This window comes from uncultured Oscillibacter sp., from assembly GCF_947654275.1.
Classification (GTDB): Bacteria; Bacillota; Clostridia; order Oscillospirales; family Oscillospiraceae; genus Oscillibacter.
The window spans coordinates 1-14,209 of the sequence record NZ_CANTJS010000032.1 but is presented as its reverse complement, the minus strand read 5'-3'; the positions used below and the strand labels follow the sequence as shown (position 1 = coordinate 14,209).

Annotated in this window: 9 protein-coding genes; 3 read left to right on the top strand and 6 right to left on the bottom strand. The window is 59.2% G+C overall.

The genetic code is table 11. The annotated features are described in order from the left end of the window. Nucleotides 1-16: 16 nt before the first annotated feature. Nucleotides 17-208, top strand: coding sequence for a hypothetical protein (locus Q0063_RS09525; RefSeq protein WP_297871745.1), 192 nt, complete (start codon nucleotides 17-19; stop codon nucleotides 206-208). A gap of 239 nt (nucleotides 209-447) precedes the next feature. Here Q0063_RS09525 and Q0063_RS09520 read toward each other — a convergent pair whose 3' ends face one another. Continuing rightward, complete coding sequence (locus tag Q0063_RS09520; protein ID WP_297871744.1) at nucleotides 448-1,836, bottom strand: MATE family efflux transporter; 1,389 nt, start codon at nucleotides 1,834-1,836, stop codon at nucleotides 448-450. A gap of 205 nt (nucleotides 1,837-2,041) precedes the next feature. Here Q0063_RS09520 and Q0063_RS09515 point away from each other — a divergent pair, with 205 nt between their 5' ends. After that, a complete protein-coding gene (locus Q0063_RS09515; RefSeq protein ID WP_297871743.1) occupies nucleotides 2,042-2,389 on the top strand; it encodes a hypothetical protein in 348 nt (115 codons plus the stop codon). A 291-nt stretch (nucleotides 2,390-2,680) separates the two neighbouring features. Here Q0063_RS09515 and Q0063_RS09510 read toward each other — a convergent pair whose 3' ends face one another. Genes Q0063_RS09510 through Q0063_RS09500 form a run of 3 tightly spaced genes read right to left on the bottom strand, consistent with a single transcriptional unit; the run spans nucleotide 2,681 to nucleotide 8,651 of the window. Continuing rightward, entirely contained in the window at nucleotides 2,681-6,052 is a 3,372-nt protein-coding gene (locus Q0063_RS09510; RefSeq protein ID WP_297871742.1) for a DEAD/DEAH box helicase family protein, read from the bottom strand. Nucleotides 6,053-6,069: 17 nt separating this feature from the next. Further along, nucleotides 6,070-7,119: a restriction endonuclease subunit S gene (locus Q0063_RS09505; RefSeq protein WP_297871741.1), complete on the bottom strand. Its 1,050-nt coding sequence runs from the start codon at nucleotides 7,117-7,119 to the stop codon at nucleotides 6,070-6,072. Next, nucleotides 7,119-8,651, bottom strand: coding sequence for a class I SAM-dependent DNA methyltransferase (locus Q0063_RS09500; protein ID WP_297871740.1), 1,533 nt, complete (start codon nucleotides 8,649-8,651; stop codon nucleotides 7,119-7,121). The genes Q0063_RS09505 and Q0063_RS09500 overlap by 1 nt, the downstream gene beginning before the upstream one ends. A 486-nt stretch (nucleotides 8,652-9,137) precedes the next feature. On the opposite strand from Q0063_RS09500, the gene Q0063_RS09495 reads away from it, so the two are divergent. Further along, entirely contained in the window at nucleotides 9,138-11,933 is a 2,796-nt protein-coding gene (locus tag Q0063_RS09495) for an FN3 domain-containing metallophosphoesterase family protein (protein WP_297871739.1), read from the top strand. Here Q0063_RS09495 and Q0063_RS09490 read toward each other — a convergent pair. Together Q0063_RS09490 and Q0063_RS09485 are read right to left on the bottom strand one after the other, a co-directional pair. Further along, nucleotides 11,890-13,677 (bottom strand): recombinase family protein, encoded by a 1,788-nt coding sequence (locus Q0063_RS09490; RefSeq protein ID WP_297871738.1) that lies wholly within the window; start codon nucleotides 13,675-13,677, stop codon nucleotides 11,890-11,892. The two genes, Q0063_RS09495 and Q0063_RS09490, sit on opposite strands and share 44 nt — an antisense overlap. Continuing rightward, a complete protein-coding gene (locus Q0063_RS09485) occupies nucleotides 13,674-14,039 on the bottom strand; it encodes a helix-turn-helix domain-containing protein (protein ID WP_366131797.1) in 366 nt (121 codons plus the stop codon). Before Q0063_RS09485 ends, Q0063_RS09490 begins: the two co-directional genes overlap by 4 nt. Nucleotides 14,040-14,209 lie beyond the last annotated feature (170 nt).

The window sequence follows — 14,209 nt, the reverse complement described above, 5'->3', positions numbered from 1 at the left end:
AAGGGAGGTGCGTTCCATGGCAAGACGCGGCGGTTCCGGGCTTCCCTGGGTACAGATGATTCTGTCTTTTCTGATTCCCATCATTGGCCTGGTTTTCTGCCAGGCGGCCAATGACCGCGATCCGGAGAAGGCCCCCGGCATCCGCGCCGCCACTCTGGCGGGCTTTGTGCTGTATCTGGTTGTTTTCGGAATCCGTTTTTTCCTTTGACGGGTCCACAGCCCTCCGGCTCCGCCGGACAGGCGGCCGCCCTCCTTACATAGGGCGGGGCTGTGTTTCAAGAGCGCACCGGGAAAACGGCAGGAATTCCAGCGGCACATAAAGACGACCCCCGAAGAGCGGCTGTCTCTTCGGGGGTCTTTCTCTGCCGGGACAGGCCCTCTCCAGCCGGGTCCGCCTGTTCCCGGACAGCCGGGCGGTTGGCGGCCCGCCCCGCGGGAGATGAGCCGTTACAGGCCTTTCCTCCGGGGCTTTGCATGCCCGGGCCGCTCCAGGGTCCGCAGGGCGTGGAGCTGGATGGGCACGGCGCAGAGCAGGGTCAGGATGTCCGCCGCCGACTGGGTCATCTCCACCCCCGGCAGGCCCAGGGCCCGGGAGAGGATATAAACCAGAGGGATGAAGAACACCCCCTGCCGGGCCATGGCTACAAAGGTGGCGGGCCCCGTCCGGCCAATGGTCTGGAGCATCATGTTGCTCATGACAATCCAGCCGGAGAGGCACAGGGTGCCGCACTGGAACCGCAGGGCGGCGGAGCCGATGGCGATGACCTCCGGGTCGTCCCGGAACAGGGCGATCAGCTGGGGGGCGAAGAGGACGCCCAGGGCCCCCACCGCCGCCAGAAACACCGTGGAGGTCTTGACGCAGAACCAGAAGCCGTCCTTCACCCGCTGATAGAGCCCCGCGCCGAAGTTGAAGCCGCACACCGGCTGGAAGCCCTGACCGAAGCCAATCATGGCGGAGGCGCCGAACATGGTGATTCGCTGGACCACGCCCATGGCGGCAATGGCGGCGTCGCCGTGGGGGCCCGCCGCCCGGTTCAGGCAGATGGTGGCCACGCTGGCCAGGCCCTGCCGGGCCAGGGAGGGCAGGCCCCCCCGGATGATCTGCCAGTACCAGAACCAGTGCAGCTGAATCCGGGAGAAATGGATGTGGAGGTTTCCGCCCTTGGCGCAGCCCGCCAGCAGCAGGCAGAAGCTGACGAACTGGCTGATGATGGTGGCCCAGGCGGCCCCGGCCACACCCAGGTCAAAGACGAAAATCAGCAGGGGATCCAGGCCGATGTTCAGCACCGCGCCGCTGGCAATGCCCACCATGGCATAGGCGGCGCTGCCCTGATAGCGCAGCTGGTTGTTCAGCACCAGGGAGGAGGTCATCCAGGGCGCGCCCAGAAGGATGACCCGAAGATAGGCCTTGGTATAGGGCAGGATGGTGGCGGTGGAGCCCAGCAGCAGGGCCAGGGGTTCCAGAAACAGCAGGCCCAGGGCACAGATCAGGGCCCCCGCCGCCAGGGCGGAGAAAAAGCCCGTGGCGGCCATTTTGCTGGCCTCGTCGAAGTTCTGCCGCCCCAGCTCCCGGGAGATGAAATTGCCGCTGCCGTGGCCGAAGAAAAAGCCCACGGCCTGAATGATGGCCATGAGAGAGAAAACCACGCCCACCGCGCCGGTGGCGCTGTTGCTTTTCAGCATGCCCACGAAAAAGGTGTCCGCCATGTTGTAAAACGACGTCACCAGCATGCTGATAATACAGGGCAGGGCCAGCCGGCAGATCAGCCGCCCCACCGGGGTCTCCGTCATCTGATGGAATTTTTGCTCCTGCTTTTCGTCCAGTCTGTCGTCCATTTCAGTACATCCTCTCATCTTTCTTTTAAATTTCATTATAGCATGACTCATCCCGGAGCAAAAGCGCTTTTCGGAAAGTTTTTTGAAATGGCACAAACCGCCGGACAGACGCGGACCAGCCCAGGCGCACCGCCGGGGGCCGCCGCATAGGATAGGGCAGATATCCGGTGCGCCGGATACACTTTCCAGAAAGCGAGGGATCACTTTGCGTATCAACGAAACCTACGAGCATGACTCCATTCTGTCCTGCTCCCCTCAGGGCGAGGAGTCCTGCCCCATCGGCAGCGGCTGCAATAAAATCAGCGCCCAGTGCGTAGACGTCTCCGCCCCCATGACCCTGATGCCCACCGCCTCCATCGGCACCGTCAATATCTCCTGCCAGGGCTCCCCCACCGTCACCTGCGTCACCGACCCCGCCGGGACCAGCTGCGCCGTGACCATGACCCAGCAGATCTGCGTCTCCGTGCCGGTGCGCTACGGCGTGACCATGACCGCCGGAGACCCCACCATTGCCTGCGCCCCCGGCGCCCCCGGCTGCTCCTGCAGCGCCTGAGCCGGGTCTTCATATCGGCAGCGCTCCGGAAAGAAGCCTCCGGACTCCTTCCGGCTGCGCCGGACATACCATCAGCGCGCCAGAAAACCGGCATGGGGTTTTCCGGGCGGGTTTTTTGTCCGCCCGCCGGCGCAGTTCACGCGCCGCGCGCCTCCTGGGGCATCCACTGCGAATGCGTGCGGCCCCCTGCGCCTCCGTTTTCCGGAGCGGCGGGGAACGGAGCGCCCCGGCCTGCGCGGCGCTTCGGCACAGCAAAAAGGGACCCGCAAGGGTCCCTTTCCTGCCGGGCGGCTACGCCGTAACCGTCACGGCGTTGTCCCGCACCTGACGGATGACCTCCATCAGAGCGGTCTGTGTTTTCTGGTCGAAGAGCTTTGTGAAGCTCAAGGGCTTGTCGAAGGGGGGCTTTGTAAGCAGCGCGGCGCTCTCCATGTATCCGTTCTGTTCGATATGGCTGATGATTTTGTGGACAAAGGCAATCTGCCGCTGATTGAGGGACTGGTCGTTGATAAATTCAGAAAAGGCGTTCATGGCCGCCTGGTGGTCCAGTCTGGCGATTCTGCGAACCAGCAGTCCGAAGGGGGTGTCTCCGAATTCCCGCTGATAGTCCTCCTGACTGCCCAGCTCGCCGGTCAGAATCCGGGACAGCTCCTGATAATCCCCGGGGGAAAGGGGGATGTTGTGGGTCAGCTTGTGGATTGCCAGGGTATCCCCGTGCTCGTTGATATAGCGGTTGACCTTGGCCCGGTAATCCTCAAAGTCATAGGCCGCTTCCAGGGGCTCCCCCTCCTTCCGGGTGAGGACGGGGTCCGCCAGCCTTGTGAAAATCTGCCGCCGGGAGTCGGCGTCGCTGATGAACTGAATCAGCCCCCGCAGCTCATCCCGGACCCGCTCAAGCAGAAGAACGTCCTCCGCCTCCCAAAAGGCGTCCGTGCCGATCTCCTGAATCAAGGGCAGCTTTTCCCGCACCTGCGGAATGGCCGCCCTGCCCTCCAGCAGCGCCGCAATGCCGCGGAGCTGCTTTTTTCCGCGGCGGAAGGCCGGCGTCCGCTCCATATGGGCCAGCATCAGACCATACATGAAATTGTCGAAGCGCTTGGCGAATTCGTCGGCGTCCTCCGTCCCCACCAGCGGCGCAATCTGCCGGGTCAGCTCGGTTTGGTCCTCCTCACCGATGTGCCGGAAGGCGGCGGCGTCCCGGTACTTCTCCACCCAGCGCCGCCGCAGGCGCACGGCGGTGAGGTCCTGATTCAGCGCCAGAACCTGGCCGCGGCAGGCGTCCGTCAGCCGGTCCCGCCAGGCCTGCGCATCCGCCCCGGCAAAGGCGCTTTCCTGAAGCAGCGCGACCAGCCGGACCCGCTTGCAGAAAATATTTTCCGAGAGGGACCGGACCTCCCCGGGCTCAAAGCCCTCCTTGTGGGCCCGGAAATACTCGAAGTTTCCGCAGTAGTCGAAAATCAGGAAGCGCCGCTTGCCGGTGTATTCGCCGTCAATCTGGTCCGTGCAGGACAGCTCCTCACAGGTCCGGGTTCCCCGGCCGATCATCTGCCAGAATTTCGTCTTGGAGCGCACTTTTTTGAAAAACACCAGATTGACGCACTCCCGCACGTCGATGCCGGTGTCCATCATATCCACGGAGACGGCAATGAACGGCGGCTTCTCCGGGGCCTTGAAGGCGTCGATCACCGACTGGGCATGGGAGTCGTCGCAGATGACCCGCTGGGCGAAGAGCCCCTTATACCGGGGATAGAGCCGGTTGAACCGCTCCAGGATAAACTCGGCGTGCCGCTTGTTCTGGGCAAAGATGATGGTTTTCCCCAGCCGGTCCCCGCCTGCCGTACGGATGCCCCGGTCCATCAGGTCCTGAAGCACCGTGTCCACCGTCGTCTCGTTGAACACAAATTTGTTCAGGCTGGCGGAGGGGATGAAGTCCGGCCTCAGGCCGTCCTCGGCAAAATCCTCCTCAAAGCGCTCCTTGTCCTCCTCGGAAAGATCGTCGTAGGAAATGCCCTCCTCCAGAAACCTTGTGGTCACCTCGTAATTGTAATAGGGGACCAGGACATGGTCCTGCTCCACCGCCGTCTCGTAGTCATAGGCGTAGGTGGGGACGTTGTGCTCCAGCTCGAAAAAGTCATAGGTATTGCGGCCCACGTCCATTTTCGGCGTGGCGGTGAGACCCACCAGAATCGCGTCGAAGTACTCGAAAATGGCCCGGTATTTCTTGAAAATGCTGCGGTGGCTCTCGTCAATGATAATCAGGTCGAAGTGGGCCGGGGTGAAGAGCCGCTGCCCGTCTGCGGACCGGGCCGTGTCGATGGCGTTGAGGATGGTGGGATAGGTGGAGAACACAATGCGGGCCCCCCGGTCGTCCTTGTTGGTGCAGAGATTGCACAGGGGCATGGCCGGCAGGTAGTTCTTGAAGTCGTCCCGGGCCTGCTTCACCAGGGCGGTGCGGTCCGCCAGGAACAGGACGTTTGTGACATGCTTCCCCCGGCTGAGCACGTCCGTCAGGCTGGAGGCCGTCCGGGTCTTCCCGGTGCCGGTGGCCATGACAAGCAGGTGCTTCCGAAAGCCCTCTTCAATCTGCCCGCACACCGCCCGGATGGCCTCCTTCTGGTAGTACCGGTCTGTGATGCCGTCGTCAATGGGGACGGCGGACAGGCTCTGCCGCTCCGTCCGGCGGTTCATGAGCTTTTGCAGGTCCTCCCTGCTGAAGATGCCGCTGACCGCCCGCTGAGGGCCGGACTGGTCATCCCAGAAATAGGTTTCAAAGCCGTTGGTGGTGAACATCATGGGCCGCCGGCCAAACTTCCGTTCCAGACAGCCGGCGTACAGCAGCGCCTGGCTCCGCCCGGCGTTGGGGTCCCTGCCGGTGCGCTTGGCCTCCACCACCGCCAGGGGCAGGCCGTCCCTGCCGAAGAGCACATAGTCCGCCGCGCCCCTCCGGCCGGGGACGCCCTCCATGTCCTCCAGGGGATATTCCTCCCGCACGTCGGCGTCGGGCCCGGTGAATTTCCAGCCCATGAGCTTCATGTCCACGTCGATGTAGACCTTCCGGGTCTCGAACTCGGTGAGGTCCTCGGGGACAAAGGTGCGTTCCTGCCGGTGCTGTTCCTTTGCCTCCGTAAGCTGGGCGGACATGGCCTCAATCCGGCGGCGCAGCTCCTCGATCTCCGCCGTCTTTTCCTCCAGAAGGCTCTCCTGCTCCCTGATTTTCCCGGCGTCCACGGCCACCCGCTCCGCAGGGACGGCGGACTCGTCGAAACGGCGCTCCTCATAGTCCGCGCCATAGCAGTAGTCCACCCACTGGATGAACTCGAACAGGGCCCGCAGGGCGGCCAGGGCGTCGCCGGGGCGCACCGCCTTCTCCGTGTGGACGGCCAGGTTCCCCAGGCTGACGAGGAAGGGGAGCTTGCCCCAGGTAATCCGGTCCACCGCGAAGCGGAAGGTCGGCTCGTGGAGCAGGGACTGAAGATTGTCCCTGTAGGGCATCCGCATGGTGCTGTCGGCGGAGTAGACCCACTTCACCGCCAGCTCCAGCGCCTTCCGGCAGCCGATGGCGCACATGGCGGGGGCGGCGGCGTAGACCTTTTCCGCCTCTATGGCCGCCGGGGCAAACATGGCGTAGTCTCTTTTGTCCCGGAGGAATGAAAAGTTGCTCATAACGTCACCTCATAGGGTCAGCCAAAATATTCCTGCATCAGGGATTTTTTCAGCACTTCCAGTGTATCCAAACTCTGCTGGATTGTCAACTTATGTTGGTCAACTCTACCAGCAAAATCTGAAAACTGTTCCTGTAACTTGACAGGAGGAACAAGATATGAAGTGTTCTCCAGCGGTTTTTGAGTAATTTTAGGCTGCCCGGAAAAATCCGCATATTGGTAAAAATTCATTATAATCATAAGTTCACTTAAAAATTTCAGGCGAAACTTATCAGTCTTTTGTTCTTGTATATAAATTGCATTATCGGTTATCCACACTGGTTCTGTCACCAAATGAATATTTCCGCATTGTGCACCGACCCTGCCAATAATAATTGTCGGATATTCAATTAAAAACGTATCCGTATACCATGCAATACCGTTTCCTCCATAAACAGGGACACCACAACCTTTTCTCTTTTCCTCTGGTAAAAATTTACCACTCGAGAATTTAAATAGTTCATTTCCTTTGAGTTGTTCAAATCCCTTGTTGTTAACTCTGCAATCCCCAAACATCTCCACAAACCTTGCCTTGATCAGTTTGTCCAGCTTGGCAAGCTGCTGTTTGCGGAGGGAAATCAAACTGTTTACCTTGTCAAGTATAGTCGAAATGTAAATCTGCTTCTCTATTTCAGGAAGGGGAAAAGAATATTGTTTTAGCATTGGAACAGTTAATTGTGGTATTGACGTACCACTTCCATCGAAATGATAGTTCTGTACCGCATAATATAAATATCGAATATCAATTAAAGTTAGATTTGGAGTTAATGTAATTAGGCGAACTATAGGAACAAATGGTTCGTTCCGAATCGCCGCAAATCCTATAGTTCCTCTGGCAGAAATTGTAACACTCGGTTCTGTTACTCGTGCAAAATTCGTATATCCATACAATCCATTTTTAGCTTCACCATTTGAATATATAGGTATAGAAAACTCGTCTGTTTTCTCAATAGACATATTATTTTTAGGCGCATCTCCACCGGCAAATATCTCATTACAAACATCTGAAATATTTACTAACCTCGCCATCACAGCATCCCTCTCAGTTCCGCCAGGCCCGCCGTGATTTCCTGCTCCAGCTTTTCCAGCTCGTCCAGAATCTCGCCGGTGGGCGGATACTCCACCGGCACATACTCCGTCTTTTTGTACTTGTTGATGGACAAATCATAGCCGTTTTCCGCAATCTCCGCCCGGGGCACAAAAAAGCTCTGTTCAGTGCGCGTCCGGCCCGCCTCGCCCTCCGGGTCACGGAACCGCCGGATGATGTCGGGAATGTCGTTTTCGGAAATCTCGCCGCGCTTGTCGTCCAGGCTGAAGCCGTCGGCCCGCATATCGTAAAACCAGACGTTTTCCGTTCCGCCTGCGCCGGTCTTGGTGAACACCAGCACGGCGGTGGACACCCCGGCGTAGGGCTTGAACACCCCGGAGGGCATGGAGATCACGGCCCGGAGCTGATGGTTTTCCACCAGCTCCCGGCGGATGTCCTTATGCGCCTTGGAGGTGCTGAACAGCACGCCGTCCGGGACGATGCAGGCGCACTGCCCGCCCTTTTTCAGCATCCGCAGGAACAGGGCCAGGAACAGCAGCTCCGTTTTTTTGGTGTTTGTAACCGCTTTCAGATTGTCGTGGATGCTCTCCGCGTCCACGGTGCCCTTGAAGGGGGGATTGGCCAGACACATGGTGTACCCCTCGCTGACCTGGTTCTGCTTGGATACGCTGTCCTGATAGTCGATTTCCGGGGCGCTGATGGAGTGGAGCATCAGGTTCATGGCGGAGATGCGCAGCATGGTCCTGTCGGTGTCGAAGCCGGTGAACATGGGGCCCGCGAAGTGGTCCCACTGCTCCGGGGTCATAACGTCCTCATAGCGGCGGCGGACGTACTCCGAGGCGGAGACCAGAAAGCCCGCCGTGCCGCAGGCCGGGTCGCAGATGACGTCGTCCGGCGTGGGCTCCAGCAGCTCCACCATCATCTCCCGGATGTGTTTTGGGGTGCGGAACTGGCCGTTCTGCCCGGCGGTGGCCAGCTTGCCCAGCATGTATTCATACAGGTCGCCCTGCATGTCAAGCTCCGCGATGTCGTGTTCATAGAGGTCGTCCAGCCCGGTGATGATTTTTTGCAGCACCTGAGGCGTGGGAATCAGGAACATGGCGTCGTCCATAAAGCGGGCAAAAGCGGTGACGCCCTCCTCGGACCCGCCGGGGCCGTCCTCGATCTCCTCCAGCTCCCCCTGGGCGTTAAAGTCCGGGAGACGGCCGTGCCGCAGCTTTTTAATGGCGGGGAATACCCGCTGGGACATGATTTCGTAAATCTCCCGGGGGTCGCTGTTTTTGAACCGGCTCCAGCGCATGGACTGCCCGACTGCCGACTGGGGGAACATCCTGGGCATGGCCTCTCCGGAGGCGTTCTCGAATTCCTCGGCCTCCAGTTCCTTCTCGTCCAGAGAGCGGATGAACATCAGATAGGTCAGCTGCTCAATGACCGTCAGGGGATTGGTGATGCCGCCGGCCCAGATGTCCGTCCATATTTTGTCAATCTTGTTTTTAACCGCACCTGTAATCATACTCCTGCCTCCGTGATTGTGATATGATTTGAGCCGTTTTGCCCGCCGCCGTAAACGGCGGCAGCCGCAAAACATGGCATCGATTACTTCCGGCCTTTCCGTTCGGAAGCAATCGAACCGGCCCGGATGTGAAACCGCAGGCCGCATCATCCGAACCGCGCAAGCCCTCTTCCGCCGGCGGGCCCGGGCTCCTTTGGGTATCATTATAACGGAACGGGAACGCGGGGTCAATGCGGTTCCGCTGAAAAGCGGGGATTCCAACGCCTCCCCGGCCTGTTTTCCGGACCCGTCCGTCTGTTTACGCAAACGAATGCGAAATTTGCGAAAACATACATAGGCAAACGCTTGTGCAATCGTGACAATTGTGGAAAATGCTGAAACGCTATTGACAACACAGGGAAAAGAGGACTAAGGTAACCATAACCCGGCCCCGCCCCGGAGACAGCTCCGGACGCGGCGGAGCTGAAAAAGGAGGATGGAATCACGATGAAAAAAGCCTTTGCGAAATGGACGGCTCTGCTGCTGGTCCTGGCCATGACGCTGCCTATGGGCGTCTCCGCCAAGGAACAGAAAACAGACGGCTGGTGGACCGAAGAGGTCTGGGACACGGAGACCCTGGTCTCCCTGGGCGCCAAGCCCCCGGTGTACAACAAGACCGCCAAGGTCTATGAAATCAGCACGCCGGAACAGCTGCTGTTTTTGTCCGGCGCCTGGAAATCCGCCGACACCAACCGGGACGGCCAGCCCGACGCGCCCCGGGACGGGCATTATGTTCTGACGGCGGATATTGATATGGGCCCGCTGATGGACTCCGTGGGCAAGGCCATTACCGCCGCCTCCGGCGAAGAGACCGAGGGCTGGATGCCGCCTCTGTCCGGGAACAAGAGCGAAAACGCCGATAAGACCGACGGATGGTTCAAGGGTCAGATCGACGGACAATACCACACGATTTCCAACCTCCGCATCTGCCGGATTGACGAGAAATATGCCGCTCTGGTGGGCTATCTGGGAGACGAGACCTTTACCAGCCCCTCCATCCGGAACCTGGGCCTTGCGGATGTGACGATTGAGGGCAAGAAAACCTGCGGCGCTTTTGCCGGCGTCAGCTACGGTACCATTGAAAACTGCTTTGCCACCGGCTCCGTCAAGGCCAAGGAGACCACCGGCGGCCTGGTGGGCAAGTGCGAGGGCCCTGTCCGCAACTGCCTCTCCTATATGAAGGTCAAGGCCAAGGAGCTCACCGGCGGTCTGGCGGGCAGCATTGAGACCGGCGGCGCGGTGGAAAACTGCTTCGTGGGCGGCTCCCTGACCGTCTCCAACGGCGAGGGCCCCGTCTCCGGCGGCGGCGTCGCCGGCGCGTTCGCCGCGGCGGACTTCCTGAAAAATACCGTTTCCGTGGTCAAAGAGGTCTCCGGCGAGGAGGGCGCTCAGAAAATCGACCGCTTTGTAGGCGCTCTGGACGGCGAGAGCGGCGCGAATATCACGCACAATTACGTGTGGGAGGGTGCGGTCCTCTCCGGCAACCAGCCGGAACAGCACCCCAACCGGGAAATCTTCATGACTGCTTCCGCCGGGGTCCTGCAAAGCCGGGACCAGTATGAAAAGGAGCTCAAATGGGATTTCCAGACCACATGGTCCTGGGTGGGCAAGGCCGATGAGGGCTATCCCATGCTCTCCGGCTTCGTCAAGGCCGGAAACGCCCCGGAGCTGAAGGTAGCCGGGGATCTGGTCATTGAAGCGCCGGTCCTGCTGCTGGACGACCAGCTGGTGAACTGGGCCGCCAAGGGCACTCAGCCCACCGTCAGCGTCCGTCTGCTGCTCCCCGAGGGCAAGGAGGCCGAGAGCCTCAAGGTCTTCTACGGCAAGGACCCGGAGAAGCTCGCCGACTCCGTGGACGTGCCCGAGGGCGGCAAAACCGTCCTGCCCCTGAAGGACCCCGGGCAGTACTACTATTATGCCGCCGCCGTGGTGGACGGCGAAACCATTACGGTTCCCACGGATACCTCCGTCCCCCTGCCCCTGAAGCTGGACGACGGCGTGATTGACGCCGCTCCCCGGGAGATTCTCTGCCAGGTGGGCGAAACCTACGCCGAGGTAAACCTCAACTGGCTCACCGACCCCGCCGTGACGGATTCCAAAGCCTGGTACCGGGCCAAGGGCGAGAGCGAATGGAAAACCGTAAAAGGCGAAAGCGTCCTTCACTACCTGACCAAGGGCTGGGAGGAAACCCAGAGCCACTCCGCCGTCCTCACCGGGCTGAAGGCGGAAACCGCCTATGAATACTCGGTGGGCGGCGCCTTCCGGGGCAAGGACTGGCGCAGCGAGGTTCACAGCTTCACCACCCTGCCGGAGTCCGGGGCCTTTACCTTCATGCAGTACGGCGACCTCCAGGCGGAGGAGCCCTCCGGCTATGACCCCTTCCTGAACACCATGGAGCACTTCGTCGGCAAGCTGGAGGTTCAGCCGGACTTCCTGCTGAACACCGGCGACCTGGTGGACGCAGGCTACAAGAGCGCCCAGTGGACGGACTTCTTCGACAAGCTGGGCGGCCATATGGCGGACGGGCTGAACATCCTGCTTCCCGGCAACCACGAGAACGCCGGCGACCTGCTATACAAACAGTACGGGGCCCGGACCAGTCTGCCCAACGAGGCGGAATACGGTCCCCTGGAGGGAACCGGCTGGTGTGTCGTAGGCGACGCCTGCTTTGTCTTCATCAACGCGGACCCCTATTCCGGAAAGCAGGGGGCGGACATCGAGGCCGACCGGGCCAGATTCTTCGCCGAGCAGACCGCCTGGGCCAGGAAGGTCTATGAGGAGGCGGACTGCACCTGGCGCATCATGGCGGCGCATGTGGGTACCTACATTGTGAACTTCAACGACCCCGCCGACTATCCCTATATCCCCGCCCTGTGCGACGAGCTCCAGGTAGACCTGTACCTCAACGGGCATGACCACGAATATATCCGTACCACCGCCAGGGAGAACAAGGTGGTGGATATTGGAAGGGGCACCACCTTCATGACCAGCTCCTCCCTGGGCGAAAAGCTGGACGAGTTCGAGGAGGACACTGCCGGCGGAAAATTCGCCGTGGTCCACAAGGACGGCGCGGAAAACTCCCAGCAGATTTTCAGCATGGTCACTGTGGACGAGGACGGCATCCATGTCACCGCCTACCAGAGAGGCGTGGAAGAGGACTGGTCCAGGTTTGATGTGATCGACCAGTATGATATTACCGTCAGCCTGAGCAAGGGCGCGGCGAAGACGCCTGCCGCCGCGTAAGAAAACTGTGGCCGGTCCTTCCGGAAAAAGACCGAAAGACCGGAAGAGAGGGAAAGACCGCGGGAGGGTCCCAAGAGGGAGCCTCCCGCGGCTTTTTGTGGTGTGGAATGTCTCTTGCATCCCCTGTCTTCCCTCCGCCGGGAATCCAGCGAAGTGGTCCGCGGCGGAAAACGAAGAAATTCCCAACATAGCGCAGTTTTCCACCCAAAGGCGGGAAACGAAGCGGTGTTGGGAATTTCTGAGCTGGTGGAGCGACCGCAACCAACGGTGAACACCCCGCATGACTTGAAACTGCGTCCTCAAAGTGTTCCTCTATCTCGTCCAGCAGAATATCGTCAATGGTGATCGGCCTGTCGCCTCCGTTGAGGATCAGCGTCATTCTGTCGTCGTAAAGGTAGATGGCCCGCAGGAAAATATTCACTATTCCCCGGCGGCTGTTTTCGTCGTTGATATTTCCCCGTTTCAGCGAGTAGAGAAATGCTTTGATTTGCGGTGCAGTGAATGTGACCTGCTTTCCCATTTCTATGGCAAGCTGGCCCTGCAACTCGTCCTTTTCTCGCTTGCGCTTCTCAATGCGTTCGGTAATCATATCCACCGCCTGCCCATGCTCCAACGCTTTCCAGAGGTTTTCTATGGCGGCGTCCGCCTCCTGTATCGCCGCTTTGATGCGCTTGATGGCGGAGCTGTCATAGTCGGCCTCACAAGCGGCGGCAACCGCGAGGGAAATCTTTTCGAGATTGCTGTCCGTCAACAGCTTGCGGCACTCCAAAACAATCCTATCCTCGATTTTCTGCTTGTTGACAACTTTCTTCCGGCAAGCCTTTTTCTTGGCGCTCTTGCAGGCGTAGTAGCGATAGGCTGTCCCGGATTTCCCCGTCCCGCCGTAGCCGGTCATCATCTCCCGGCAGTAGCCGCAAAACAGCTTCGTCGTCAGCAGATATTCCTCTCGCCCCCTGGAACGGGCGGGAGCTTTTTTGTTGCGGTCAAGGATATGCTGTACCCGCTGAAAAAGCTCGTCCTCAATGATGCGGGGCATCCCGCCCGGCGTTTCCGCGTCCTTGTAGATGTAATAGCCGATGTACCGCTTGTTCCGCAAAAGCCGGTGCAGACTGTTCTTGTTGAACTCCTTGCCCTGGGAGGTCTTGACCTGCTTCGAGTTGAGATATTTCGTGATTTCAGCGACGGTTTTTCCGCTGGCGTACATCTCAAAAATCTCCCGGACAATAGCAGCACCCTCCGGGTCAACATGGAAGCGGCGTTCCTCGTCCACATAGTAGCCAAGGCCCGGATTGCTCCCATTGCTCAAACACTTTTCAGCGTTGATGTCCATGCCCCGCCATATCTTTTGGGACAGCTCCGCCGAGTAGTATTCGGCCATGCTCTCCAACACGCCCTCCACCAAAATACCGCTGGCGTCGTCACTGATATTTTCTCTGGCGGAGATCACCCGGACGCCGTTCTTTTTGAGCTTGGCCTTGTTGATGGCGCTGTCATAGCGGTTCCGGGCAAAGCGGTCAAGCTGATAGACAAGCACACCCTCAAAAATGTGTTTGTCGCTGTCGGCAATCATGCGCTGAAACTCGGCCCGGCTGTCTGTCGTGCCGCTCTGCGCCCGGTCGATGTATTCGCCAATCACGATATGCCCGTTGTTCTTGGCAAACTCATAGCAGGTTTGAAGCTGGCCCTCAATGGATTGCTCTGTCTGGCTGTGGCTGGAATATCGGGCGTAAATGACAATGTTCACTCTTTCACCCCCTCCAGCATTTCAACGATGGCTTTTTTCAAGCGGTCATTCATGGGTGAGGCGGGGTCAAAGCACATCTCCACAAACCGCCTCATGTCCTTATCTTCTTCCAGAATTTTTGGCTTGTACTCGTACAGCTTGCCCTGGGGTTTTTCAGTGCGGCAGCAGATATAATCCATCGACACATCGAAGTAATCCGCATACCAGATCAGCACTTTGATGGGAGCGGCGGAGTAGCCTGTTTCGTATCGATTGATGGTAGCCTGGGGGATGCCAGCAATTTTTCCGAACTTGGCTTGGGACAGTCCGATGCCCTCCCGGAGCGTTCTCATTCTTTTGCCTATATCGCTCAAATTGTTCACCTCCTGTCGTACTGATAGTGTAGCAGAAAGTGATGTCTCTGTCAATCCAAATTGTGAATTGCAAAGAAAGGAGATATGAATACCATGTCAGTATTTCATGTCAAGAAAACCACAGATTACACCGTCATGTCCAACCACCACCTGCGGGACAAATCCCTGTCCCTGAAAGC